The organism is Brevibacterium sp. UCMA 11754 (genome assembly GCF_021532275.1).
Taxonomy (GTDB): domain Bacteria; phylum Actinomycetota; class Actinomycetes; order Actinomycetales; family Brevibacteriaceae; genus Brevibacterium.
On sequence record NZ_JACBOT010000025.1, the window covers coordinates 76,191 to 98,405 of the forward strand.

Sequence of the window (22,215 nt, forward strand, 5' to 3'; positions counted from 1 at the left end):
ACCTGCCCACGCTGCCGCCCAGACAACTCACCCTCAACTTCCAAAGGACCACGACCATGAGCACAATAATCGACGTCATCGACGGCCACGAAATCCACGAATCCGACCTTATGCCGATCAGTGAGCGGGTGAACCCCGACATCATCGCAGCCGGCCACCTGGTCGAGTACGAACTCGTCTTCGAGGGCAAAGTCAGGCACGCGGTGTTCTTCACCCGCACCGGCATCCAGTTCGCCTCCACACTGCTCGACCACGGAGGCGACGATGCCATTCGATGAAGGACCACCCGCTCAATGGGCAGACGTGTCTTTCGGCATCACGTCCGGCTTCCTCGAGGGATACCAGCGCGGCCACCGCGACGGCCACCGGGCAGGGTGGCAGGCGGGACTCCAAGCCGGCGCTCTTCGTGACGAGACGTTCATCCGGGCACTGACCGACGAGATCCGGCGCCGCGACCTCGAGGACGAGCAGATGGACACCAGCGGAGTCCGGCAGTGGATCAAGTCCTTGATCGAAGGTCTTGACGCCAAGGCTCGGCGAGACGCCTTCGGGCAGCGCGTCCGCCATGACCGCGAACAACGACAGACCAATCCCCAGACCCAGCCCAGGAGGGCAGCGTGACCTACTCAGACGACCATCCCGCCGATACTCTCCGCGAGTGGCTGAGCACCTACATCAGCACCATGCACGAAGAGGATCTGGACATCCTGACCCTGTGGACTCTCCACACTCACTTCATGCCGGTGTTGCACACGACCGGAAGACTACTGCTCGACAGTCCGGTCCCCGAGTCGGGAAAGACGACGGTGCTCGATCACATGTCGCACCTGGCGCTCGATCCATTGCAGACTTCCTCGGTGTCGTCGGGCGCACTGATCCCGCGGCTGCTCAATGAACGTCTTCGGACCATCCTGATCGACGAAGCCGATCGCGCATTGAACCCCGACAACCCGAACAACAACGAGATCATCTCCACCGTCAATTCCGGGTACAGGCGTGGCGGCACGCGCACTGTGCTCGTCCCCGGTGCGGACGGCCAGTGGAAAGCCGAAGAGATGTCGACCTTCGGAGCCGTCGCAATGGCCGGGAACAATCCCGACTTGGCCGACGACACCCGTTCGCGCACCATCCGAGTCCTTCTGCTGCCCGATAAGGAAGGGCGAGTGGAGGACTCCGAGTGGGAGTTCATCGAAGCCCCGGCGAAGGACTTGCAGGAGAACATTTCTCAATGGGCCGAGACCAATCGAGATCGGATCATAGAGATTCGCCCCGAGATGCCCGGAGGCGTCCGAGGGCGGTTCAAAGAGTGCTGGGCTCCACTGGTCCGCGTCGCTGCCCTGTGCGGCCCCGAGTGGCTTGAGAGGGGTATGCACCTGGCCGAGCGTGCACTAGCTCTGAGACAAGCAGAGATCGACTCAGGGCTTGTCTCCGACCCGCCCCGAATCCTCATGCTCAGGGCAATGTATGAGAACTGGCCCGAGGGTCAGGAGAGGTGGAAGACGGCAGACATCATCCCGATGCTGGCCGCTGAGAACCCGGCCCTGTGGGAAGAGGACGTCATCAAGAGCAGGAAGAGAGTCACTGCTCAGGCTGTCGGATACACGCTGGGGAAGGTGTTCGGTCTGCACACCAGGCAGGGAACCACTCGAGATGACAGGAGCTATGCGTACCACCGATCAGACTTTGATCCGGTGTTCGTTCGCATGGGGATAGCCCCTCCCGAGAAACTGTTCACACCGTTCACAGGGAGTACATCAAGTACGGATTCCGACGCTGACACCGCCAGCAACGTGCAAGGTGTGGGCAATGTGCATTGTGTGAACGGTTTACCTGAGGGGGTAGGGGTAACCGAGCATGACGACCCCGAGCCTCCAAGCATGGTCTGGGGTCAGCGCCCCGAACCCGTGGACCCGGGCCCTGATCTCTTCGGCAATACTCCACCCGCCAAGCGGCCCATCCACCGCGTTCGTATACTCGCGTACCTAGCCGAGCACGGCTCAGCCAATCGGGGTGCCATTGCCGAGGCCACCGGCGAGGGACGTGAGGCCACGTCGTCGAACCTATCCAGGCTCAAGGCCGACGGCGAGGTCGAACAGCCCGAAGAGCGCGGCCCCTACACCATCTCCGAGGCTGGACACACAGCCCTGGCCGAAGCTACGGAAAGGAAAGCGTCGTGAGAGTCAGATGCAATGAAGTCATCGAACAGGATGATGGCACCCTGATCCCAGATCTCGATCTCTGGTGCGCCGTCTGCTACCAACCCGTCTGGTCACTCGGCTGGAAGTCCGACCTGTGCCCCTGGTGCGAGCAGACCGTCACCGATGACCAGTTCCAACGCGCAGCCGACTTCATGGGATTCGAGATGCGCCGCTACACCCACACCCGCCGTCATGTGTACCCCCGCGGTCTGAGGAGAGAACTATGACCAGGACTACGACACCCACCACCACCGTCGAAGGCGCCGAAGCCGTCGCGCAGATCGTCGCACTGCAGGCTCAAAGGCTTGTGCGGATCGAGGCCACCCTCCGTCGCATCGAGACCATGCTCGAGCAGTCCGACCCCATGAAGCCGCAGGAAGGCACGTAAGCCCATGAAAGACCGATGCAATGCCCGAACCCGTTCCGGTGGGAACTGTCGCCGCTGGCCGCTTGCTGGGGGTACCCGGTGCAAGCTCCACGGCGGTGCCAGCCCGAGAGCCAAGGCCGCGGCCCAGCGTCGTCTAGTGGAGGCCGACGCACGCGCCGCTCTCGCCCATGAAGGTCTTCGACCTCTCGGTGATCCGATCATCGAGCTCGGCAAGCTGGCGACCGAAGTCAGTGCCATGAAGGATGCTCTCGCCGCGAGGGTGAACGCGCTGGACGGTCCTACGTTCACCGATGCGTTCGGATCAGAACAGGTCCATGCGGAAGTCCGTCTCTACTCGGATGCCCTCGACCGGACGATCAAGGTGCTCGACCTGCTCGGCAAGCACGACTTGGATGCTCGCCTCGTCCGCGTCCAAGAGGACCAGGGCCGGCTGTTCCAGTACCTCGTCGCCGGCGTCGTCTCCGAGCTGGCACTCACCCCCGAGCAGACTGCATTCGTGCCCGAAGTCATGACGAAGTGGCTGCGCAAGACCGCTGAAGGGGTGAGGTCCAATGAGCTACCGGCCGCCTAAGAAGTCTGCTCTCGTCGCTCCGGTATCACAGCGCGTGGCCGTCGTCCTCGCCGCGTGGCTACCCGACGATCAGGTGTTCCGCCGCACTGCCACGATGCCGGAGGATCTTCGCCTCGAGGTGCTGAACGCGATCGATGGGATCAAGGCCGCTGCCCTCGCACACCGGCAAACATTCGAGAGTGCCGAGGTCGGCAATCGGACGGCGGCAATCACCCCTGAGCCGGAATCATTGAAGGTGGAAGGTACGCCTCCTCGTCTTGACCCGGCTGGTGTGGTCCTTCCGTTGGTGGATGCTGCCGGGCTCTTATCTCTCAGTGAGACCAGGGTCCGGCAGCTCTGTCGTTCAGGGCAGCTCGACGCCGTGAAGGTCGGGATTGCTTGGACGATCAGCCGAGATGCGATTGACAGATACCTAGCAACCCGAAAGGCGGCATGATGCCGAAGAACACAGACCAGCGGATCGTGGAGGCCCTCACCGGCACCGCCGAAGATCCCCACGCGAAGCGAGTGCAGGAAGCCCTCTCTGGCGGAGAGTACCTTTGGGGGCTCAAGCCACCTGAGAACGAAGACGCTGTGCGCGTGTGGGCGGCGAAAGAGAGCTTGAAGGGTGCCGCCGAACGGTATGCGCACGCTGGCACCACTCGGCTCTCGGACCTGCATATGGAGCAGATCGTGGGCGAGGTGTGGGAGGCGACCAATCCTGACTGGCCGGATGTCGACCGGATGGAGCGTACCGCCGTGATCCTCAATCGCCAGGCCGCTCGATTCGAGGAGATGGACAAGCGCCGATGAACCTCGAGGACTACGACGACGATGCCGATGACTTCCTCGGTGCTGTGGAAGGCCGTCGCCGGCACCAGAACCGACCCAAGCGCCGCCCCACCACCCAGACCGTACTGATCCAGGAGGACGAAGAGCAGTGAGCACACCGACCCAGACCGCAGACCAGACCATCCCGAACGCCGTGGCGAAGGCCCAGGCCGTCGTCGACAAGTGGACTGAGAAGGCATCCGCCGCCCGTGAGGAAGCTCAGCGGGTCGATCGGGAATCCGGCGCCCAGATCCTCGAGAACCCCGCCGCGGCAGAGAAGATCACCACCAAGGTGCTCACCCTCGAAAGGCAGGCCCGAGCCTATGATTCGGCTGCGACCGAGGCGAAGGCTCAGGTGCGTAAGGCGTGGCAGGATGCGATCGCGGCCGAGGCGAAGGAACTGGACAAGTCCGCGGTGTCGATGCGCCGGGAGGCGGAGAAGATCGAGGCCGATGCTGTGAAGCTGATCGACAAGCTCGAGCAGTTGCAGGGCGTCCGGTACGTGCCGAAGGTCGGTCAGGCCACGCACGTCGATGCCGGCAATGTGTACCGTCCTGATGATGGTGCTGCGCGTGAGACGCGCTCTCAGGATCTCGAGGCACGTGCTGCCGGTGCTGAGTCGCAGGCTAAGCTCGCCCGGTGGGTGCTCGAGACGGGCTCGGCATCGTCCTTCCCCGGACAGCCCACCCTCGGCTACCTCACGACCCTGCCGATCACTCAGGCGGCATTGAACAGCGGTCTGCTGTGAGCAAGCCGGACGTCACCGAGTGGACGTACTGGGCGCTGCTGTTCACCTCGATCAGCCAGCTCGATACGATCGTAGCGAAGATCGAGAAGTCCGGTGACGTCGACGAGCAGGACGTGCACAACCTCACCGAGCTCGTCTCCGCATTCAAAAGTCTCAAGCCTGACAGGGACTAACTCAGCCCGCATCTGAAATGCGCGGTGCCCTCGACGGTCTAAGGACTGCCGGGGGCACCGTTGAATCTGCGGTTGGAGAATATCGCGCCTGCCCGGTGACCCACCGTGTCCGCGTATCGAGCACGCCATCGACAGGTACGCGCTCGTGCTCGTGAGAATGGCGGATTCTGCCAGGGCCTACAGGTGCGCCCTGGAAGTGTTAAGCGGGTCGCGCGGTTGCTGGCGGTATGGTTCGCGTTCGAGTGACGGCGCGCACGATGGAAGGACTGCTAGAGGTGGTCGAAACGCCGAGACGCGGGAAAGGGGATCCCAACCTGACAGCTCACAGGTTGGGATCCCCTCTTCTCAGTTCTCAGAGTCCGCGCAGTTAGCGGCCTAGGTTGCTTAGGTAACTACGTGTTCAACCAGCAAGATTACGCTGCCCGTCCTAGGTGATTTCGCTTATCTAGGAAGTAAGCGATAGTCTCCCAGACCGCGAAGACCAATACTCCCCCAACTAGGAGCAAGATTGGGAGCGGCAACAGGAACTGAGTCTCCGCCCCACCAAGAGCCCATAGCACTGCAGCCGCGAGGGCGACGATTGAGGAGTTGATGAGGAACCATTTGACTCGCCTGGTCTTGATTTCTGACACGGTCGGATTCGCAGTCAGTTCGTCACTTACACGCATTTGATCTCCTTAAGTGCTCCATCAACTGTCCCGGTGACTCTGAGCGTCTTTCCGCTCTTGCAGATTCCGTCGTCCTCGATGAAGGACGCGATGGAACCGAGTGCGGTCGTACCAAGGAATTTCGTGATCAGCTTGCCTTTAAGCACGACACCGAGCGCGGTGAAGGCCGCCTTACCGACCTTCTTAATCTTCTTCTGGTCCGATTGGTTGAAGTACAGGATCGGCTCACCCTTGCTGTTCATCTTGCCACTTAGTTGAGCAGAGATTCCAGAGCGCGGTTTCGGGACTGTGATCGAAATGCCTTCACCGAGGTCGAATTCGGTGGCCGCTGCACCGTCGATCTTGACATCTTCCGAGGGGAGTCCTGATGCCTTGAGTTCGTCATAGAACTCTTGATGCGTTGTTGGCTGGGACTTGATGCCTACTGACTCCGAGGAGTCTGGTTCAGCTGGGGCCGCTTGCGCAACGCCGCCTGCGCCGAATGTGAGTGAGAGTGCCAGTGCAGCTGCAACTCCGATGTTGGTCGCTTTAGGGATTCTCATGGTGTCATCTTTCTATCTGGGGATATGACGTCAGTCACGCTATCGACGACTTTCAAGAGTCGCAACTGTTTTTTCTTGCAACGTTGGAGGTTTCAATTAGGTAAAAATTCCGCGAAAAATCGTCATCCCCAGTTAGTCGGCCGACACGGCCGTTACTCAGCTGAATCCGAGGGTAACTGTTGCGTCTATGTAACGAAAATGATGAAGGTCTGCCGAATAAGGCGTGTCCATCACGGGCCCGAGAGCATCGTTGAACTCGTCGTCGGTGATCGCGTAGATGCCAGTGCCGTGCGGATTTCTCAGCTCGGTCTTGCCAGACACGAAGTCAGAGGGGCTTGATTTGGAGGTGGTGTCCATGACATCCGCTCCACTTCGGTACTGGTTTCCGCGAAGGGGCTGAGTACCGACACCGCTAATCTTCCCCTCGGCCTGCCCAGTGCGGATCGCCACTCCGAGTGACCGTTCTGCGCGACGGACCATGACCTGACTTCAACCGATCGGTGAAAGTGATACTGAGTGTGCGATCCCAGATCCGACCCCCTGCCGTACTTCTGGACATTCTTGGCCGAAAGCCGTTGAGGGTCCGCCCTCAGCGTGTACCCCTGTCGGGACTCGACTCACCCCACGCTTACCCACCTAATTGGACGGAACCCCACGGAAACCAATGGAATGATTGAGGGCCGAGTCGACCACGCGTTCCCCGGATTCTCAGGGCAGACGGCACCCCACGGAAACTCACGAAATCAATGAACCCGAATCAGTGGGTTCCGGGTTCAAGTCCCGGGGGGTGCACCACAGCAGAGAAACCGCCGTTCGGATCATCCGAACGGCGGTTTCCTGTTTGTCTTCTATGGCACGCAGCTGCCCGAGTGTGGCCGCTAGCGCTGGCGTCGAGCCGGCACCTTAGCCGCAGATCGGACCGGTGCCCTGCCTGCTGGTCGGGCCCTGCCATTCATTCGGGTTCTATACGGCTTGAGAGCGTTCTCCGAAACTCCGCAGCCGTCTGCGCACTCAAGCATGGGGTTCAAGTTGCCTCCGTCACCGGGATCCGCAGCAGCGGCTGTGTCGATGAGACGGCCGTAGCAGTCGGGACAGAGATATGGTGCATACTTCATTGCGCACTCCTTGCAGATCGACCACTGTCTGATCTGCCGTTAGACATGCAGGCCCTGGGCCGACATGGGCGTATGCAATCTGCACAAACACGTCGCTCTCAGTCTAGCAGTCGGGCCCGGGCGGGCCCTGTGCTGACATGAGCGTGCTCAGGCCTGGCCGGCGCGCGCGTATGCACCGAGGACCTGACGCTCGGAGTCACCGAGGTAGGCACCGAGTTTCGCGGCCGCACCCCTCGGGCTCTCATTGAGGTAGGCGTCAAGGACCTCTTGGTTGCGTTCGACGAACGGCGCATGAAGGAAGTCGAGGACCTCGACCTTGAGGAATGCCAGGCGCAGCTCGGCCAGCACGTTCCCGAATGAGCGCATCAGGCGCGAGCTGTCCGACAACGAGACCACGGCATTGTGGAAGGACATATTCAGTGTCCCCACCTGCAGCCAATCATCGGCGGCCGCGGCCGTGTGCGCAGCCTCGACGGCCCGGCGCATCTCCTCGGCGCCCGGGTGGTTCTTCGGAGCGTTCTCGAGCACAGAGCATTCGATGTGCCGCCGCACCCGGTAGATATCGATGACGTCCGAAGTGTTCGGTGAGGCCACCGAGACCCCACGATGGGGGATGTGATTGACCAGCCCCTGCTCCCCCAATACACGGAAGGCTTCGCGCAGCGTGTTCCGGGAGACATCGAACTCCTTCGCCAAGGCAGCTTCGGACAAACGGGCACCGGGGCGAAGCTCGCCGGCGATGAGGCGGTCGGTGAGCTGATTGACCAGGGACGATTCGTGATTCACAGTTCCATCCTAGTGATCGGGGCAACAAATAGCCCAGAATCGTGAGGACAATTCCAGAACTGAAATGTGACTCAGATCTATTCTTGTTGAACAATCCATGCTAGATTGTCTAACGCTTCTTCGATAGTGATGCGGACCACCACCGTGGCTGGCCCCTATCGCATCGGGAGGCGGACCACATTCCAGGCAACTTGGAGACCCCATGTCACAGCCACAAGAACAGACGCCGCACAACCAGGCGCCCGATGACCAGGCGGCGAAGTCCTCGGTCAAGGTCAGTCGCAGCGCGATCCTCGGCGCGATCTTCCTCATGGCCACCTCGGCGATCGGCCCGGGATTCATTACCCAGACGGCGACCTTCACCGCCCAGATGGGCGCGGCCTTCGCCTTCGCCATCTTCATCTCGATCCTCATCGACATCGCCATCCAGCTCAATGTGTGGCGCATGATCACGTCCTCGGGCAAGCGGGCCGCCCAGCTCGCCTCGAGCGCCATCCCGGGCACGGGCATCCTCCTGTCGATCCTCATCGTCATCGGCGGTCTGGCCTTCAACATCGGCAACATCGCGGGCGGCGGGCTGGGACTCAACGCCCTCCTCGGCGTCGACCCGAAGCTCGGCGGTCTGCTCACCGGTGTGCTGGCCATCGGCATCTTCCTGTTCAAACGCGCAGGCAAGGTCGTCGACACCGTCGTCATGGTCCTCGGCGTCGGAATGATCGTCCTCACCGTCATCGTCGCGATCGCCTCCAACCCACCGGTCGGCGAAGCGATCAAGCAGAGCTTCCTGCCCGACACCATCAACTTCGCCACCATCACGACCATCGTGGGAGGAACTGTCGGCGGCTACATCACCTACTCGGGAGCCCACCGCTACCTCGACTCGGGCAAGACCGGACCGGAGCATGCTCCCTCAGTGATGCGCTCGGCACTCACAGGCATCCTCGTCACCGGCGTCATGCGCTACGTCCTGTTTCTGGCCATCCTCGGCGTCGTCGCCTCGGGAGTCGCCCTCGATCTCAGCGGTCAGGCCGCCAACCCTGCCGGTCAGGCGTTCGCAGCCGTCCTCGGCGATGCCGGAATGCGCATCTTCGGTGCCATCTTCTGGGCCGCGGCACTGAGCTCGGTGATCGGGGCCGCCTACACCTCGGCGACATTCCTGTCCGCGTTCTCCACGCGCCTCGGCAAGGGATGGCCGCTGCAGCTGGCCACGGTCGCGTTCATCACCGTCTCCCTCATCATCTACCTCATCGTCGGAACAGCACCGGCGACCCTGCTCGTCTTCGTCGGCGGATTCAACGGACTCATCCTGCCGATCGGCCTGACGATCTTCATGTACATCGGCTGGTTCAGGCCACGCCTGCTGCGAGTCGACAAGTATCCCAAGTGGTTGCTGATCATCGGCACCGCGGCAACACTGGTGATGTGGTACACGGCCGTCGGATCGGTCGGCCCCATCTTCGCAATGATCGGAATCGGAGGGTGACAATGACCGCCACAGATACGAACGCCACCAGCTCGGTGAGCATCGACCTCAACTCGGACCTCGGGGAGAACGTTCCCGACCGCGTCGTCAGCGACGATGCGGCGATGCTGGGCCTGGTCTCCAGCGCCAACGTCTCGTGCGGGTTCCACGCCGGCAGCCCCGAGGGCATCCGGGCGACTCTGGCAGCGGCGACGAAGGGCGGGGTCGTCATCGGCGCCCACCCCGGCTATGACGATTACGAGGGATTCGGTCGTCGTCCCCTCGACGTTCCGGCAGCGACCCTGCAGGCACAGGTCGAATACCAGATCGGTGCCCTCCTGGGTTTGACCGCAGCCGTCGGCGGCTCGGTCGCCTACGTCAAACCCCATGGCGGCCTCTACAACGCCATTGTTCGTGACGAGGCTCAGGCCAAGGTCGTCGTCGACGCGGTCAAGGCCGTTGACTCCTCCCTGGTCTTCCTCGGTCTGGCCGGCAGCGTGGCCAACCGCGTCGCCGCCGAGTCGGGGCTGAAGGTTGCGGCCGAGGCCTTCGCCGATCGCTCCTACAACCCCGACGGTTCGCTGGTCGCTCGCACAGAACCCAATGCAGTGCTGCATGACCCGCAAGCCGTGGCCGCACGCGTGCTCAGGCTCGTCCAGACCGGACAGGTCGAGGCCATCGACGGCAGCCTCGTCGATGTCGACGCCCAGTCGATCTGCTTCCACGGCGACAGCCAGGGTTCGATCGATATGGCCCGCGCCGCACGAGAGCTCCTCGAGCCCTCGGGTGTGACGATCGCTGCGTTCGCCGGTGCCGGTCGATGAGCAGCGCACGGCTTTCCACTGGGGCACAGAAATCGGCTGGGGCACAGAAATCGGCTGGAGCGCAGGCTCGCGAGGGCATCCGGGCCGGGTCCACTGAGCCGACTTCGGGTCTGGCTCCCGGCCTGGTTCAGGCCAACCTCATCGCGGTTCCGGCCGATTGGGCCTTCGACATGCTGCTCTTCGCCCAACGCAATCCGAAGCCGTGCCCGGTCATCGACGTCCTAGAGCCTGGGCAGGTCGAATCAGCCCTGGCCCCGGGCAGTGACCTGCGCACAGACATTCCCGGCTACAGACTGTGGGAGAACGGGTCCCTCGTCGGCGAGGTCGACGACGCCAGTGCTGCCTGGTCCCAGCATCCCGACCTCGTGTCCTTCCTCATCGGGTGCAGCTTCACCTTCGAGACCGGGCTGTTGGACGCGGGCATCCCGATCCGCCACCAGGATGCCGGCCGCAATGTCTCCATGTACTCCACCTCGATCGCCTGCCAGCCCGCCGGTCGGATCCACGGCAACATGGTCGTGTCCATGCGCCCCATCCCTGCCCATCAGGTCGCCGAGGCGGTGCGCATCACCGACCGCTTCCCCGCCGTCCACGGTGGCCCCGTCCACATCGGAGAACCCGAACAGATCGGCGTCACGGACCTCCACTCCCCCGACTTCGGCGATGCCCCGGCAATCCAGGACGGCGACATCCCCGTGTTCTGGGCCTGCGGAGTCACGCCTCAGCTCGCCATCCAAGTCTCGGCCCCACCGTTCGCGATCACGCACTCCCCGGGCCGGATGTTCATCACCGATGCACCGGAAGGCAACTACCGCCAATGATCGACAGCCTCGACTTCCACACCGCCTCTCGCCGCCATCTCCTCGTCGAATGCCCGAACCTGGCCTCGACGATGCACCTGCACCAAGCGCTGGAGGCAGCCGAGCTCGACGGCGTCGACGAACTGGTCCCCGCCGCCCGAACCGTGCTCATCCGCTTCAACCCGGCCCGGACCTCGGCGCCGGTGCTTGCCGACCGGATCCGCAGTCTCGAGCACACAGAGACGGACTCGACCGAGCCCCGTGAGGTCACGATCGACGTCCACTACGACGGTGAGGACCTCACCGAGGTGGCTGATCTTCTGTCGCTGTCGACCGCCGAGGTCATCACCCGGCATCAGCGCGCAACCTGGCAGGTCGCGTTCTCCGGATTCGCCCCCGGATTCGGCTACCTGGCCGGTGACGATCCGATCTTCAACGTCCCCCGCCGGTCCTCACCGCGCACCCGTGTGCCCGTCGGAGCTGTGGCCCTGGCCGGGGAATTCACCGGTGTCTACCCTCGTGCTTCCCCCGGCGGCTGGCAGCTCATCGGGCGCACCGACGCCACACTCTGGGACCTCGATCGTGAACCGCCGGCCCTGTTCGTCCCCGGGACCATCGTGACCTTCCGCGAGGCCAGCCGGGACTCGGTCACGGTCGCTGAGGCGAGCGCGGAATCCCTGTCGTCGCAGGAGGATGCGCCTGCGCAACCGGAGTCATCGCCGCACCCGGTTTCATCGTCACAGCCGGGCAAAGTCGCATCGGCGCATGCCTTCACGGTCATTCGTCCCGGACTTCAGCTGCTCATCCAGGACCTCGGACGGCCCGGATTCGCCGCCATGGGCGTCTCAAGCGCCGGAGCCGCCGACCGTTCGGCGCTGCAGGCCGCCAACCGCCTAGTCGGCAATGCCGAGACCACGGCCGGGCTGGAGAGCCTCGGCGGTGGGGCGAAGCTGGCCATCACCGGTGCAGGTGTGGCCGCTGTGACCGGGGCGTATGCCGCGATCACCGTGACATCTGCCGACGGTGCCGTGTTCCGGCACCACCTCGGCGAGGCCTTCTCGCTGGACGACGGGGACGAACTCGAACTCGGCATGACCGAGCGCGGGACCCGGGCCTATGTCGCCTTCCGGGGCGGGATCGAAACGGAGACCGCACTGGGCAGCGCCTCGGCCGATACCCTGGCCCATCTCGGTCCGGCACACCTGGAACCGGACACCACGGTTGCCCTCGGCCGACCGGAGTCGGCACCTCACCTCGTCGAGCCGGTCCGTGGCTCAGGCCACGAGCGGCACCTGCCCGCACCGGGAGAGACCATCGAGATGTCGGTGACCTTGGGACCGCGTGATGGCTGGTTCACCTCGGCGGGAGTCGAGACTCTGCTGGGCCAGGATTGGACGGTCACCCACGAATCCGATCGCGTCGGACTCAGACTCGCCGGTGATGTCCCACTGGAACGCACCCGCACCGGTGAGCTGCCCAGCGAGGGAGCCGTCACCGGGGCACTGCAGGTCCCGCCCAAAGGACAGCCGGTGCTCTTCGGCCCCGACCACCCGCTGACCGGGGGCTATCCGATCATCGCCAGCGTCGATGACACGGACCTGGCCGCGCAGCTGGCTCCCGGGGTCAAAATCCGCTTCGTCACCGAAGACGACCCTCGACAGACCGACGCCGACCACACCCACCACTCACCGGAGAACGGACACTGAATCATGCCGAAGATCCTCATTGCCAACCGCGGCGAAATCGCCGTCCGCGTCATCCGCGCCTGCTCCCACTACGGCCACACCTCGGTTGCCGTCTACGCCGACCAGGACCTCGAAGCCATGCACACACAGCTGGCCGATGAGGCCTACTCCCTGCCGGGAGCCAGCGCGGCCGAGACCTACCTCAACATCGACGCGATCATCGCCGCGGCCAAGAAGTCGGGGGCCGATGCCGTTCATCCCGGGTACGGCTTCCTGTCCGAGAACGCCGAATTCGCTGCCGCGGTCGAAGCCGCCGGCCTCATCTGGATCGGGCCGACCGCGGACACGATCACCGCGCTCGGGGACAAGGTCACCGCACGCCAATTGGCCCAGAAGGTCGGCGCCCCGCTGGCCCCGGGCATCGACCGACCGCTCAAGGACGCCGGCGAGGTTGAGGCTTTCGCCGCCGAACACGGACTGCCGATCATCATCAAGGCAGCCCATGGTGGGGGTGGGCGCGGAATGAAGATCGTCCACGAACTCGCCGAGGTCGCCGACGCCTTCGAATCGGCCACCCGTGAGGCCGTGGAAGCCTTCGGACGCTCCGAGTGCTTCGTTGAGAAGTTCCTCGAACGCCCCCGCCACGTGGAGGTCCAGATCGTCGGCGACGGCCAGGGACGCGTCGTAGCCGTCGGCGACCGCGACTGCTCTGCCCAGCGCCGCAACCAGAAGCTCATCGAGGAAGCACCCGCCCCCGGGCTCAGCGCTGATCAGCGAGAGCGCCTACACCGTTCGGCCGAGGCCATCTGCGCCGAGGTGAACTACAGGGGTGCCGGCACCGTCGAGTTCCTGCTCGCCGCCGATTCCACGATGACCTTCCTCGAGGTCAACACCCGCCTGCAGGTCGAACATCCCGTCACCGAGGCAGTCTCCGGGGTTGATCTCGTCGCCGAACAGTTCCGCATCGCCTTCGGTCAGGGACTGTCGCTGTCTTCGACTCCCGAAGCCAGTGGGCATGCCATCGAACTGCGCATCAACGCCGAAGACCCGGGACGCGGCTTCCTGCCCACACCGGGGCGCATCGATGTCCTGACCGCGCCGGGTGGTGCTGGAGTGCGCTGGGACGCTGGTGTGCGGGCCGGTGACAGCGTGCAGCCTGCCTTCGACTCCCTGTTCGCCAAGCTCATCGTCCACGGGCCCAACCGTGATTCTGCGATCGCGCGCACGGTCACTGCCGCCAAGGAACTGCACGTGGAAGGGCCTGCCACGGTGCTTCCCTGCTCGCTTGAGATTCTCACGGATCCGGCGTTCACCGGAGCCGAACTGGGCATCCACACCCAGTGGATCGAATCCGAGCTCCTCCCCCGCATGACGACGCAGGACCGGCCGGCACCGCTGCCCGAGTCATCGCTGCAGCGCATGGACATCGAGATCGACGGCAAACTCACCCGGCTCGGACTGCCGGCTGCGCTGCTGGCTGGACTGGGCGCCGCCGGTGGCGCTGGCAACGGTTCTGCCAGTGGTATCGGATCGGACGGATCTGAGGCTGGCGCTGCGGATGCGGGGGCCGTGAGCGCTCCTGTGCCCGGCAACCTCGTCGACTATCTTATCGCCGACGGCGCCGAGGTGGCCGAGGGTGACGATGTCGCCGTGCTGTCGGCGATGAAGATGGAGACCCGAGTTCAGGCTCCGGCGGCAGGCGCCCTGAAGCAGGTGGCGAAGGTCGGCGACATGGTGGCTGTCGGTGAGGTCATCGCTCGCATCGGGTGAGGCTGATGTGTGTCCTGGTCTCGGACTAGAGTGGTCTGTGAACTGAGAATTTCGGAGAAGGTCCGAACGAGAAGAGGAGACACTATGCCACGTCTGTCAGTCGGCGACACAGCACCGGATTTCACCCTGTCCAATCAGGACGGGAAGTCCGTGACCCTCAGCGAATTCAAGGGACAGCGGGTTGTCGTCTACTTCTACCCCGCTGCCATGACTCCCGGCTGCACGACCGAGGCCTGCGATTTCCGAGATTCGCTCTCGGCTCTGTCCGCTGCCGGTCTCGTCGTGTTGGGCATCTCCCCTGACAAGCCGGAGAAGCTGAAGAAGTTCGCGGAGAAGGAAGGGTTGAACTTCGACCTTCTCTCCGACCCCGACAAGTCCATGATGGAAGAGTGGGGCGCATTCGGGGAGAAGAAGAACTACGGCAAGGTCGTCCAGGGCGTCATCCGCTCGACGCTCGTCATCGACGCCGAGGGCGCTGTGGAACTGGCCCAGTACAACGTCAAGGCCACCGGCCACGTTGCACGTGTGCGCAAGGCCTTGGGCATCGACGCCGCCTGACCTCCTGCGTTATCTGATCGTTTCAGCATCGCGCCCTCGTCCTGCTAATCTTGGGGACGTCGCGCGCGAGTGGCGGAATTGGTAGACGCGCTGGATTTAGGTTCCAGTGTCTGCGGACGTGGGGGTTCAAGTCCCCCCTCGCGTACACAGCGGAAAACGGCCTCTGGTTCGGGAAACATCCTCCCGGCCAGGGGCTTTTTCACATACTCTTGCAGTACATGTCGCCTTTCAGCGCTCACATGTCACCCCGCAGAACCATGAGGAAAGGTACGGACAGTCATGGCAGAGTCGTCGACCACTTCCGTTCGCCCTGTTGAATCGACAGACGAGACTCGCTGGCGCGAGCTCTTCCGCGGCTACCGCGAATTCTATCACCTGCCGGAATCCGAGGACGTCGTCTCCCGGGTGTGGGGCTGGCTCATGGATATAGCACACGAATGCCAAGGCCTGGTCGCCGAGGCGGATGGCCGCATCGTCGCAATCGCGGACTTCCGGAGATTCTCGCGTCCGTCGACCGGCACGGTCGGTCTCTGGCTCGATGACCTCTTCACCGATCCCGGGGCTCGCGGAACGGGATCCGGACGTGCGCTCATCGCCCGTCTCCAGGAGATCGCCGCGGACGAGGGGCGTTCGGTCGTCCGCTGGATCACTGCCGAGGACAATGCTCAAGCTCAGGTCCTCTATGACAAGGTGGCGACGAAGACCAACTGGCTCACCTACGACGCGAAGCCGACGGACACATGAGCGCCGAGACAGAAATTCTACTCTGCTGCCTGCTGTGGGCTCACGAGGGGTGCGGTGCCTCGCTCAGCGCCTATGAAGATGGAGTGCTCGCGCTTCTCACCGAACACGGCGGAGAAGTCGTCGACCGCGCCAAAAGCGACGGAAAGGACGGACACCCCGATGAGGTGCAGTTCTACCGCTTCGCTTCACCGGACGCACTTGACTCCTACCTGAACGAACCTCGGCGACAGCAGCAGGCAGCTGAGCGCGATCGTGTCATCGCAAGAACTGAACTTTTCCCGATCAGCTTCCTCCCTGCTGTGTGATTTGACCGGCGAAGTGCTCTTGAGCAAAGTGCTGCTGAGCCAGGAGAACCAGCGCCTCGAGAAGCGGACGTCGCAGGACGCTGCCCAGCACAACGCCGCGTACCTTCTCCTCCAGCCCTTCAACCTCATCGATGGTCTCGAGGTCGATTCGCCCCACACGTTCCGCTGACTCTGCGTAGTCACCGAGGCGATCGAGGATGGCAGTGAGCCCTTCTTGGTCAAGCTCCTGTACGGCATTCACCGTCGCACGATAGGCTGGCGAGGACCGTTCGCAACGCCATCCTCGTTCGGCGATCACGCGATCGAGCAATTCTGAGGTCTTGACATCTGCCTGTGTGGCTTCCTCTTGCGCACCATCGCCGAGGAGAACGTCCTGAGCCACGGCCATGGCGTCGATGACCGTCGGTTCTCCGCTCACTGCTTCCACCACCTCACCAACCTTTGACAGCGGCAGTCCGGCCACCGCGGTCAGGGCACGGACCAAGCGAAGTCTTTCCAGATGAGCATCGCTGTAGACCGCCTGATTCACACTGGTGCGTCTGCCCTGCTGTAACAGCCCCTCCCTCAGGTAGTACTTGATCGTGGGCACGCTCAGCTCCGAACGTCGCGCCAGTTCGGCCATGCGCATCTCGTTCGCTTCCGCCATACGAATCTCCTTCGGGGTATTGCACTTCCAGTACAGATACTACTACTATCCATTATAGATAGTTCCACTACCCATTAGGAGATATCGTGGACATCATCGAAATCGCGGCCATCCTGGTCATCGGATTCGTCGGTTCGGCAGAATTCGGCTCAGCAACCCTCGTCCACCCGGTCATTCGCAGACTGGAAACCGAAGACCAGCTGACGTTCGAAAAGGGGCTGCTCAAGACCTTCGGACGCGTCATGCCCATCGGGATGACAATTGCAACCGCCCTCGGCATCATCGTCGCGACCAACGACCCTTCGGCATGGCTCGTCTTCGCGGCCGTCAGCCTTAGCATCGCGCTCATCGTCACGATCATCGGAAATGTTCCGATCAACCTGCGCACCGGTCGCATCACCGAGAAGACGGCACCGAAGGGGTTCATCGCCATGCGACGTCGCTGGGACGTCTTCCAGATCGTGCGATCGTCACTGCAGCTTATCGGATTCATTCTCGCCGTGATCGGCATCGTCGGTGGCGCGTGATTGGAAAGCGGCCGAGTGCTCAGCTCATGCGATGACGCAGCTCCTCGGCGTCCTCGGACTCGAGCGACAGACCATTGACAAGTGTTCTGCTGTTGACCGCGAAATCTTTTTGCGCGAAGTAGCGAGCGACCTCCAGACGCGCCGCCCGCTCAGGGACGAGAGTCAGCCCTCGCGGCTCAGCGATGTCCTGGCCGTGGACTATCACCTCGCCGAGGCATGCCGGATAGTCCTTTGTCGGAGCAATCGTGAGAGTGGTCGAGTCACGGAAGTTCGCGAGAGTCTCTTCCGGGGGTGCGCCCCTGCTATCGCGACAGCAGGCGAGCATTGTGCTCAGCCGGGTTGAATCCGGCGGCGACGATGCTGCGAATCCATGCCCACCTGCCGGTATTCGCAGCGGCACTGAGATGAGCAACCACCTGCTCGACACTCCAATCGGAACACAGCGACTGAGCCTGCAACTGGTCTGCGGCGAGGCCGTCAAGGAGACTCACGAGGCGAGCGCGTTCGGCGTGGATGAGCGTCCAATGGTCTGATTGCCTCACAGCGGGTGCCTCACATTCATGGTCAGTGGCCGAGGCCGACGAACATCTCTCGACGCAGTGCGTCGACGTGAACGCGTGCGATATCGACGGCCGCCATCGGATCGTGGGCGCGAAAGGCTGCAACGAGCCGGGCATGATGATCGCGTCCCTCATCGAGCTGTTCCTGCGGATAGGGAACAAAGTACTTGGTCAGCGCCTCATAGCAGGCGAGATAAGTAGGCACTTCCGGAAGGCTGCTGATCTCGGCGCACAGGCGGTGGAAGCGAGTGTCGGGAATGTGGTGCTCGTGCCAATCGGCGGCGTTCTTCGACTGCCGAATGAGGTCGTCGAGTTCATCGCACTGCGCCGCCGTCGCTCGCTGTGCGGCTGCAACGACAATCGCACTCTCCATCAGGCTGCGCTGATCGATGAGCCGGAGAATGGATTGCTCGTCGGCCCGATACGCCGTGACCGAGGAGTCATTGAGCGCCGGCGGATCGTCGGCGACGAAGGTTCCGCCCCCGCGCCCTCGACGGCGGACTAGGACTCCATCGTCGACCAGGCTCTCCAGGGCACGGCGCGCGGTGATGTGACTGACTTCGAGGCCCCCTGCGATGAGCTCAGTGCGGGGAAGCTTGCTTCCCGGCGCCAGCAGTGCATGCTCGATCGACAGAAGAACTCGAGCTCGGACAGTGTCGACGGCTGAGAGCCGTGTGACCGCCGCAGATCCCGGAGCCGTGAACAGGGCCTGGTCGACCTCATGGGTCTCCCGGTTCGAGGCACGCGAATTATTTCCCGCCATGTGTTGAGTCTATCGGCTCACAAGTTTATAGTGTTCAAAATGAACACTTATGTTGAGCAAAGGAGCTGCCGGTGCCTCAGAGAGAACTGAGCGTCGGACTTGCTCAACGTGCTCCGCTCCACGGCCCGAATGCGCTGGCCGAGCTGCACGCGGACGTCGAACGCACGCTTACACGGCACCCTGAACTCGACATGCTCGTCTATCCGGAGCTCCACCTCCAGGGAGTCGATCACCTGCCGAATGATGAACAGCCGGCCGCGCTGTCACAGATGGCAATGTCTCTCGATGACCCCTTTGTGGCGAAGATCGGCGAAGTGGCCGCAGCATTCGGCATCTGGCTGTGCCCGGGAAGCATCGGCGAGTCGACCAACACGAACGCGCAGTTCAACACCCAGCTCCTCTTCTCCCCCGACGGGACGCTGGCCGCCAGCTATCGCAAGATGTTCCCGTGGCGGCCATTTGAGCCCCACCTCCCCGGAACGGAATTCGTCGTCGCCCCGATCGATGGCCACGGCGTCCTCGGTCTGTCGAACTGCTATGACGCCTGGTTCCCCGAACACTCCCGGCACCTCGCGTGGATGGGCGCCGATGCGATCATCAACATCGTCAAGACGACCAGCCAGGACCGCGATCAGGAGCTCGTCCTCGCCCGAGCCAATGCGATCGTCAACCAGGTCTACATGCTCAGCGTCAACTGCGCCGAACCCATCGGTCGCGGTCGCAGCATCGCCGTCGATCCCGAAGGTCATATCTTCGCCGAGGCTGGGGCCAGTGAGGACACCCTTGTCGTTCGGGTGGACTCCGGCCAGATCCAACGAGTGCGAGCTCAGGGCACCGCTGGGACCAACCGAATCTGGTCGCAGTTCACCCCAGAAGACGCACCGATCCCACTGCCGCTCTACGGCGGACGGATCGACCCCGCACAATGGTCACCCCACTATAGCGGGCACGACTGAGCCGAACGTCGACCGCAGCGCAGATTCCCAACTCACCGCCGCACCACCTCGGCGACTCTGCTCTGCTTCACCGCCGCCATGTCATCACTGAGAACAATGGAGTAATCATGTCAGACACGCTCACGCTCAAACGGACGCTCACGCTGCCCTCGCTCGTCATCTTCGGCCTCGCCTATCTCACGCCGCTGATCGTCCTGGGGATCTTCGGCGTCATCGCCTCCGAAACCGGAGGCGCAAGTGCCAGCGCCTATCTGCTGGCGCTCATCGCGATGCTCTTCACTGCCAACAGCTATGGGCGTATGGCTGCTGCCTTTCCGGTCGCTGGGTCCGCCTACACCTACGTTCGGAAGACCATCGATGGGCGAGTCGGGTTCCTCGTCGGCTGGGCGACCATGCTTGACTACCTGTTCCTGCCGATGGTCATCTGGCTCATCGGCGGTTCCTACCTGCAGGCACAGTTCCCCGGGGTGCCGATGGCCGTGTGGATCATCGGGTTCATCATCCTCACCACTGTGCTCAACATCGTAGGGATCAAGGTCGCCGATCGCGTCAATCTCATCCTCATGTCATTCCAGATCCTCATCATCGCCTTCTTCGTCGTCCTGTCTCTGGCCGACGTCTTCGGCACTCATGGCGCGAGCGGTCTCTTCAGCACCACCCCGTTCACGGGCGTCAACTCGAGCCTCGTTGCGATCGGCGGCGGTGCAGCGATCGCCGCGTATTCATTCCTCGGCTTCGACGCGGTGACCACGTTCACCGAGGAGACAATCGACCCCCGGCGCACCGTTCCGAAGGCAATTCTGCTCATCGCGGTCATCGGCGGCGGCATCTTCGTCGTCGTCGCCTACGCGGTGCAGCTGGTCCATCCCGGTGGAGTATTCGAGAACTCCGACGCCGCAGCGTTCGAGATAGCGCGCAGGATCGGCGGGCACCTCTTCGGCGCGATCTTCCTCGCAGCCCTCGTCATCGCGCAGTTCACCTCAGGCATCGCGGCACAGGCGGCAGGAAGCCGTCTGCTCTATGCGATGGGTCGTGACGGAGTCCTGCCTCGGCGCTTCTTCGGCAAGCTCAGCCCGCGCTTCCACACTCCTGTGCTCTCACTGCTGGCGATTGCGGTGATCGGGCTGATCGCGATCTTCATGAACGTCGCGACTTCGACGTCGTTCATCAACTTCGGCGCCTTCCTCGCATTCATCATGGTCAACGTCTCGGTCATCGTCTTCTGGATCAAAGAGCGTCGCGCCGGGCGCCATCATGGGGTTCTGCTCTATCTGGCCTGTCCGATCGTGGGAGTGCTCGTCATCGGCTTCCTCGTCTCCCAGCTCGATGTCCACGCCATCACGATCGGGTCGATCTGGCTTGTCATCGGTGCCGTGATCCTCGCCGTCACGACCAGGGGCTTTCGGACTCAGCCGTCCGAACTGGCCATCGGCGAGGTGGAGGCGGGCTGATCGGGACAGTGTCGGGCTAGACTCGGCCCTCAGACGGCGAAGACCAACTCAAATCGCTCGCACACCACCGGCATGTCAGAAGAGAAGGCACGGCTGCTCTGCCCGTAGCGCCGCCAGAACTGTTCGTGGACCTCTCGCCATTCCTTCAGAGTGCGGTCTCCCTCGCCCTCTGAATGGGCATGGGCGGCATTGACTGCCGAAAAGGCGACGATCTCGACGGCCGTGGTGACGATGACCGCCCGAGGACGATTGCGGCCGTCGAGGATCATGCTGGCCTCCCCCACCTGAGGAATGGGTTCATCCTCGGATTCGATGTCCCACAGCGCCGAGGCGGTTGCGGTCTTCGTCCCGTCGAGGACGAGAGCGAGGAGTTCGTCTGCATGATCCGGAATTGCGCCGAACTGCCAGGGGTCGGGCATACGGATCGGAAGAGCGGGGACAGCCTCCCGTGCGGCCGACCAGAACTTCTCGAGTGCTGAGCGTGTCACGTGGCAACCTTCTCCAACTGAAGTCGCAGTCCATCGATGAGCGCACGCAGACCCAGTTCGAACGCGGCCGTCGCCGACGAGGTGTCGGCGCAGAGTGGATCGAGGGCAGTACGAATCTCGGAGAACCGTTCGTCGGCTGAGTCCTGGGAAATGAGGTCGGCAGGGGCGATGATATCGAGGGCAGAGCCGAGGACGTGGGCTTCGACGGTGCGCATGACCGCCACCGTCCGCGACCTGGGCCAGCCGCCTCGGCGCAGACCCGCGACCACAGTGTCGTACATCTGGTAGGTCGAGAGGTCGCCGATCGACGTCGTCGCAAGCAATCGGATGAGATTCGGATGCGCGGCGAAGGCACGCAGGTACGACCGGGCCCAGGATTCGAGCGCCTCGTCCCAGCATTCCGAACGCTCGACTTGGCCGACTCGGGCAAACGCCGCCACATCTATGTCGGCGACGATTCGAGCCCGCATGAGTTCAATGAGTTCACTGCGCCCGGACACGTGGTTATACAGGGAGGACACCTGACGGTCGACTCGTGCCGCGAGGATGCGCATCGACAGGGCCTCGGCCCCTTCTACGTCAACGAGGTCAAGCGCAGCGTCGACGAGCCGGTCACTGTTGAGCCTCATCTCGATTTCATCCCCCTTCCCCTGATTCCATACGAAGTGTATCGTGTT

Annotated in this window: 31 protein-coding genes, 1 tRNA gene and 1 pseudogene; 24 read left to right on the forward strand and 9 right to left on the reverse strand. The window is 63.1% G+C overall.

Features of this window, described 5'->3' with window-relative positions; genetic code table 11:
- Positions 1-56 precede the first annotated feature (56 nt).
- The 12 genes and pseudogenes from HX613_RS14000 to HX613_RS14045 all read left to right on the forward strand — a co-directional run bounded on the left by HX613_RS14000 (position 57) and on the right by HX613_RS14045 (position 4,888).
- Positions 57-278, forward strand: coding sequence for a hypothetical protein (locus HX613_RS14000; RefSeq protein ID WP_235345873.1), 222 nt, complete (start codon positions 57-59; stop codon positions 276-278).
- Positions 265-621, forward strand: coding sequence for a hypothetical protein (locus HX613_RS14005; RefSeq protein WP_235345874.1), 357 nt, complete (start codon positions 265-267; stop codon positions 619-621). Before HX613_RS14000 ends, HX613_RS14005 begins: the two co-directional genes overlap by 14 nt.
- Positions 618-2,177 (forward strand): DUF3631 domain-containing protein, encoded by a 1,560-nt coding sequence (locus HX613_RS14010; RefSeq protein ID WP_235345875.1) that lies wholly within the window; start codon positions 618-620, stop codon positions 2,175-2,177. Before HX613_RS14005 ends, HX613_RS14010 begins: the two co-directional genes overlap by 4 nt.
- Positions 2,174-2,425, forward strand: coding sequence for a hypothetical protein (locus HX613_RS14015; protein WP_235345876.1), 252 nt, complete (start codon positions 2,174-2,176; stop codon positions 2,423-2,425). The genes HX613_RS14010 and HX613_RS14015 overlap by 4 nt, the downstream gene beginning before the upstream one ends.
- Entirely contained in the window at positions 2,422-2,586 is a 165-nt protein-coding gene (locus tag HX613_RS14020) for a hypothetical protein (protein WP_235345877.1), read from the forward strand. Before HX613_RS14015 ends, HX613_RS14020 begins: the two co-directional genes overlap by 4 nt.
- Before the next feature lie 4 nt (positions 2,587-2,590).
- Positions 2,591-2,692, forward strand: a pseudogene (locus tag HX613_RS23065) (HGGxSTG domain-containing protein); the annotation flags it as partial.
- Between the two features lie 30 nt (positions 2,693-2,722).
- Positions 2,723-3,157, forward strand: coding sequence for a hypothetical protein (locus HX613_RS14025; protein WP_235345878.1), 435 nt, complete (start codon positions 2,723-2,725; stop codon positions 3,155-3,157).
- Positions 3,138-3,593, forward strand: a complete 456-nt coding sequence (locus HX613_RS14030; RefSeq protein ID WP_235345879.1) for a helix-turn-helix domain-containing protein — start codon at positions 3,138-3,140, stop codon at positions 3,591-3,593. The genes HX613_RS14025 and HX613_RS14030 overlap by 20 nt, the downstream gene beginning before the upstream one ends.
- Positions 3,590-3,949, forward strand: a complete 360-nt coding sequence (locus HX613_RS14035; protein ID WP_235345880.1) for a hypothetical protein — start codon at positions 3,590-3,592, stop codon at positions 3,947-3,949. The genes HX613_RS14030 and HX613_RS14035 overlap by 4 nt, the downstream gene beginning before the upstream one ends.
- Positions 3,946-4,080 (forward strand): hypothetical protein, encoded by a 135-nt coding sequence (locus tag HX613_RS22245; RefSeq protein WP_268826901.1) that lies wholly within the window; start codon positions 3,946-3,948, stop codon positions 4,078-4,080. Before HX613_RS14035 ends, HX613_RS22245 begins: the two co-directional genes overlap by 4 nt.
- Positions 4,077-4,715, forward strand: a complete 639-nt coding sequence (locus HX613_RS14040) for a hypothetical protein (protein ID WP_235345881.1) — start codon at positions 4,077-4,079, stop codon at positions 4,713-4,715. Before HX613_RS22245 ends, HX613_RS14040 begins: the two co-directional genes overlap by 4 nt.
- Positions 4,712-4,888: a hypothetical protein gene (locus HX613_RS14045; protein WP_235345882.1), complete on the forward strand. Its 177-nt coding sequence runs from the start codon at positions 4,712-4,714 to the stop codon at positions 4,886-4,888. Before HX613_RS14040 ends, HX613_RS14045 begins: the two co-directional genes overlap by 4 nt.
- A 658-nt stretch (positions 4,889-5,546) precedes the next feature.
- On the opposite strand, the gene HX613_RS14050 is transcribed toward HX613_RS14045, so the two are convergent.
- The 3 genes from HX613_RS14050 to HX613_RS14060 all read right to left on the reverse strand — a co-directional run bounded on the left by HX613_RS14050 (position 5,547) and on the right by HX613_RS14060 (position 7,999).
- A complete protein-coding gene (locus tag HX613_RS14050; RefSeq protein ID WP_235345883.1) occupies positions 5,547-6,098 on the reverse strand; it encodes a hypothetical protein in 552 nt (183 codons plus the stop codon).
- Positions 6,099-6,254: 156 nt separating this feature from the next.
- Positions 6,255-6,455: a hypothetical protein gene (locus HX613_RS14055; protein ID WP_235345884.1), complete on the reverse strand. Its 201-nt coding sequence runs from the start codon at positions 6,453-6,455 to the stop codon at positions 6,255-6,257.
- Between the two features lie 905 nt (positions 6,456-7,360).
- Positions 7,361-7,999, reverse strand: a complete 639-nt coding sequence (locus tag HX613_RS14060) for a GntR family transcriptional regulator (protein ID WP_235345885.1) — start codon at positions 7,997-7,999, stop codon at positions 7,361-7,363.
- A 202-nt stretch (positions 8,000-8,201) separates the two neighbouring features.
- Here HX613_RS14060 and HX613_RS14065 point away from each other — a divergent pair, with 202 nt between their 5' ends.
- From HX613_RS14065 to HX613_RS14105, 9 genes are all read left to right on the forward strand, one after another.
- On the forward strand, positions 8,202-9,482 hold the full coding sequence (locus HX613_RS14065; protein WP_235345886.1) for an NRAMP family divalent metal transporter: 1,281 nt from the start codon (positions 8,202-8,204) through the stop codon (positions 9,480-9,482).
- A 2-nt stretch (positions 9,483-9,484) separates the two neighbouring features.
- Positions 9,485-10,285 (forward strand): LamB/YcsF family protein, encoded by an 801-nt coding sequence (locus HX613_RS14070; protein WP_235345887.1) that lies wholly within the window; start codon positions 9,485-9,487, stop codon positions 10,283-10,285.
- Positions 10,282-11,106 carry a putative hydro-lyase gene (locus HX613_RS14075; RefSeq protein ID WP_235345888.1) on the forward strand — a complete coding sequence of 275 codons (825 nt, stop codon included), beginning with the start codon at positions 10,282-10,284 and terminating at the stop codon, positions 11,104-11,106. The genes HX613_RS14070 and HX613_RS14075 overlap by 4 nt, the downstream gene beginning before the upstream one ends.
- Complete coding sequence (locus HX613_RS14080) at positions 11,103-12,791, forward strand: carboxyltransferase domain-containing protein (RefSeq protein WP_235345889.1); 1,689 nt, start codon at positions 11,103-11,105, stop codon at positions 12,789-12,791. The genes HX613_RS14075 and HX613_RS14080 overlap by 4 nt, the downstream gene beginning before the upstream one ends.
- 3 nt (positions 12,792-12,794) lie before the next feature.
- Positions 12,795-14,540, forward strand: a complete 1,746-nt coding sequence (locus tag HX613_RS14085; protein ID WP_235345890.1) for an acetyl/propionyl/methylcrotonyl-CoA carboxylase subunit alpha — start codon at positions 12,795-12,797, stop codon at positions 14,538-14,540.
- Positions 14,541-14,624: 84 nt separating this feature from the next.
- The gene (bcp, locus tag HX613_RS14090) at positions 14,625-15,098 is read left to right on the forward strand and encodes a thioredoxin-dependent thiol peroxidase (RefSeq protein WP_096157327.1); all 474 of its coding nucleotides are present in this window, start codon (positions 14,625-14,627) and stop codon (positions 15,096-15,098) included.
- 63 nt (positions 15,099-15,161) lie between these two features.
- Positions 15,162-15,243 (forward strand) — tRNA-Leu (locus HX613_RS14095).
- A gap of 134 nt (positions 15,244-15,377) precedes the next feature.
- Complete coding sequence (locus HX613_RS14100; RefSeq protein ID WP_235345891.1) at positions 15,378-15,842, forward strand: GNAT family N-acetyltransferase; 465 nt, start codon at positions 15,378-15,380, stop codon at positions 15,840-15,842.
- Complete coding sequence (locus HX613_RS14105; RefSeq protein ID WP_235345892.1) at positions 15,839-16,147, forward strand: hypothetical protein; 309 nt, start codon at positions 15,839-15,841, stop codon at positions 16,145-16,147. Before HX613_RS14100 ends, HX613_RS14105 begins: the two co-directional genes overlap by 4 nt.
- Here HX613_RS14105 and HX613_RS14110 read toward each other — a convergent pair.
- Positions 16,125-16,793, reverse strand: a complete 669-nt coding sequence (locus tag HX613_RS14110; protein ID WP_235345893.1) for a MerR family transcriptional regulator — start codon at positions 16,791-16,793, stop codon at positions 16,125-16,127. The genes HX613_RS14105 and HX613_RS14110 overlap by 23 nt on opposite strands.
- Before the next feature lie 86 nt (positions 16,794-16,879).
- On the opposite strand from HX613_RS14110, the gene HX613_RS14115 reads away from it, so the two are divergent.
- A complete protein-coding gene (locus HX613_RS14115; protein WP_235345894.1) occupies positions 16,880-17,320 on the forward strand; it encodes a DUF1772 domain-containing protein in 441 nt (146 codons plus the stop codon).
- Positions 17,321-17,339: 19 nt separating this feature from the next.
- On the opposite strand, the gene HX613_RS14120 is transcribed toward HX613_RS14115, so the two are convergent.
- From HX613_RS14120 to HX613_RS14130, 3 genes are read right to left on the reverse strand one after another with little or no spacing between them, the layout of a single operon-like run.
- Positions 17,340-17,645: a hypothetical protein gene (locus HX613_RS14120; protein ID WP_235345895.1), complete on the reverse strand. Its 306-nt coding sequence runs from the start codon at positions 17,643-17,645 to the stop codon at positions 17,340-17,342.
- Positions 17,623-17,862: a maleylpyruvate isomerase N-terminal domain-containing protein gene (locus tag HX613_RS22725; protein ID WP_235345896.1), complete on the reverse strand. Its 240-nt coding sequence runs from the start codon at positions 17,860-17,862 to the stop codon at positions 17,623-17,625. The genes HX613_RS14120 and HX613_RS22725 overlap by 23 nt, the downstream gene beginning before the upstream one ends.
- A 22-nt stretch (positions 17,863-17,884) precedes the next feature.
- Positions 17,885-18,643, reverse strand: coding sequence for a FadR/GntR family transcriptional regulator (locus HX613_RS14130; protein WP_235345897.1), 759 nt, complete (start codon positions 18,641-18,643; stop codon positions 17,885-17,887).
- 71 nt (positions 18,644-18,714) lie between these two features.
- Between HX613_RS14130 and HX613_RS14135 the strand changes: the two genes are divergently transcribed.
- Together HX613_RS14135 and HX613_RS14140 are read left to right on the forward strand one after the other, a co-directional pair.
- Positions 18,715-19,599, forward strand: coding sequence for a carbon-nitrogen hydrolase family protein (locus tag HX613_RS14135; RefSeq protein ID WP_235345898.1), 885 nt, complete (start codon positions 18,715-18,717; stop codon positions 19,597-19,599).
- A 107-nt stretch (positions 19,600-19,706) separates the two neighbouring features.
- Positions 19,707-21,050: an APC family permease gene (locus HX613_RS14140; protein ID WP_235345899.1), complete on the forward strand. Its 1,344-nt coding sequence runs from the start codon at positions 19,707-19,709 to the stop codon at positions 21,048-21,050.
- A gap of 29 nt (positions 21,051-21,079) precedes the next feature.
- Here HX613_RS14140 and HX613_RS14145 read toward each other — a convergent pair whose 3' ends face one another.
- Together HX613_RS14145 and HX613_RS14150 are read right to left on the reverse strand one after the other, a co-directional pair.
- The gene (locus HX613_RS14145; RefSeq protein WP_235345900.1) at positions 21,080-21,538 is read right to left on the reverse strand and encodes an ASCH domain-containing protein; all 459 of its coding nucleotides are present in this window, start codon (positions 21,536-21,538) and stop codon (positions 21,080-21,082) included.
- Positions 21,535-22,167 carry a TetR/AcrR family transcriptional regulator C-terminal domain-containing protein gene (locus HX613_RS14150; RefSeq protein ID WP_235345901.1) on the reverse strand — a complete coding sequence of 211 codons (633 nt, stop codon included), beginning with the start codon at positions 22,165-22,167 and terminating at the stop codon, positions 21,535-21,537. Before HX613_RS14150 ends, HX613_RS14145 begins: the two co-directional genes overlap by 4 nt.
- Between the last annotated feature and the right edge of the window lie 48 nt (positions 22,168-22,215).

Coding starts and splice junctions, on each gene's coding strand:
- HX613_RS14000 (WP_235345873.1), top strand. CDS start 57: ATGAGCACAATAATCGACGTCATCGACGGCCACGAAATCCACGAATCC.
- HX613_RS14005 (WP_235345874.1), top strand. CDS start 265: ATGCCATTCGATGAAGGACCACCCGCTCAATGGGCAGACGTGTCTTTC.
- HX613_RS14020 (WP_235345877.1), top strand. CDS start 2,422: ATGACCAGGACTACGACACCCACCACCACCGTCGAAGGCGCCGAAGCC.
- HX613_RS14030 (WP_235345879.1), top strand. CDS start 3,138: ATGAGCTACCGGCCGCCTAAGAAGTCTGCTCTCGTCGCTCCGGTATCA.
- HX613_RS14035 (WP_235345880.1), top strand. CDS start 3,590: ATGATGCCGAAGAACACAGACCAGCGGATCGTGGAGGCCCTCACCGGC.
- HX613_RS22245 (WP_268826901.1), top strand. CDS start 3,946: ATGAACCTCGAGGACTACGACGACGATGCCGATGACTTCCTCGGTGCT.
- HX613_RS14050 (WP_235345883.1), bottom strand. CDS start 6,098: ATGAGAATCCCTAAAGCGACCAACATCGGAGTTGCAGCTGCACTGGCA.
- HX613_RS14055 (WP_235345884.1), bottom strand. CDS start 6,455: ATGGACACCACCTCCAAATCAAGCCCCTCTGACTTCGTGTCTGGCAAG.
- HX613_RS14065 (WP_235345886.1), top strand. CDS start 8,202: ATGTCACAGCCACAAGAACAGACGCCGCACAACCAGGCGCCCGATGAC.
- HX613_RS14070 (WP_235345887.1), top strand. CDS start 9,485: ATGACCGCCACAGATACGAACGCCACCAGCTCGGTGAGCATCGACCTC.
- HX613_RS14075 (WP_235345888.1), top strand. CDS start 10,282: ATGAGCAGCGCACGGCTTTCCACTGGGGCACAGAAATCGGCTGGGGCA.
- HX613_RS14080 (WP_235345889.1), top strand. CDS start 11,103: ATGATCGACAGCCTCGACTTCCACACCGCCTCTCGCCGCCATCTCCTC.
- HX613_RS14085 (WP_235345890.1), top strand. CDS start 12,795: ATGCCGAAGATCCTCATTGCCAACCGCGGCGAAATCGCCGTCCGCGTC.
- bcp (WP_096157327.1), top strand. CDS start 14,625: ATGCCACGTCTGTCAGTCGGCGACACAGCACCGGATTTCACCCTGTCC.
- HX613_RS14100 (WP_235345891.1), top strand. CDS start 15,378: ATGGCAGAGTCGTCGACCACTTCCGTTCGCCCTGTTGAATCGACAGAC.
- HX613_RS14105 (WP_235345892.1), top strand. CDS start 15,839: ATGAGCGCCGAGACAGAAATTCTACTCTGCTGCCTGCTGTGGGCTCAC.
- HX613_RS14110 (WP_235345893.1), bottom strand. CDS start 16,793: ATGGCGGAAGCGAACGAGATGCGCATGGCCGAACTGGCGCGACGTTCG.
- HX613_RS14120 (WP_235345895.1), bottom strand. CDS start 17,645: ATGCTCGCCTGCTGTCGCGATAGCAGGGGCGCACCCCCGGAAGAGACT.
- HX613_RS14130 (WP_235345897.1), bottom strand. CDS start 18,643: ATGGCGGGAAATAATTCGCGTGCCTCGAACCGGGAGACCCATGAGGTC.
- HX613_RS14140 (WP_235345899.1), top strand. CDS start 19,707: ATGTCAGACACGCTCACGCTCAAACGGACGCTCACGCTGCCCTCGCTC.
- HX613_RS14150 (WP_235345901.1), bottom strand. CDS start 22,167: ATGAGGCTCAACAGTGACCGGCTCGTCGACGCTGCGCTTGACCTCGTT.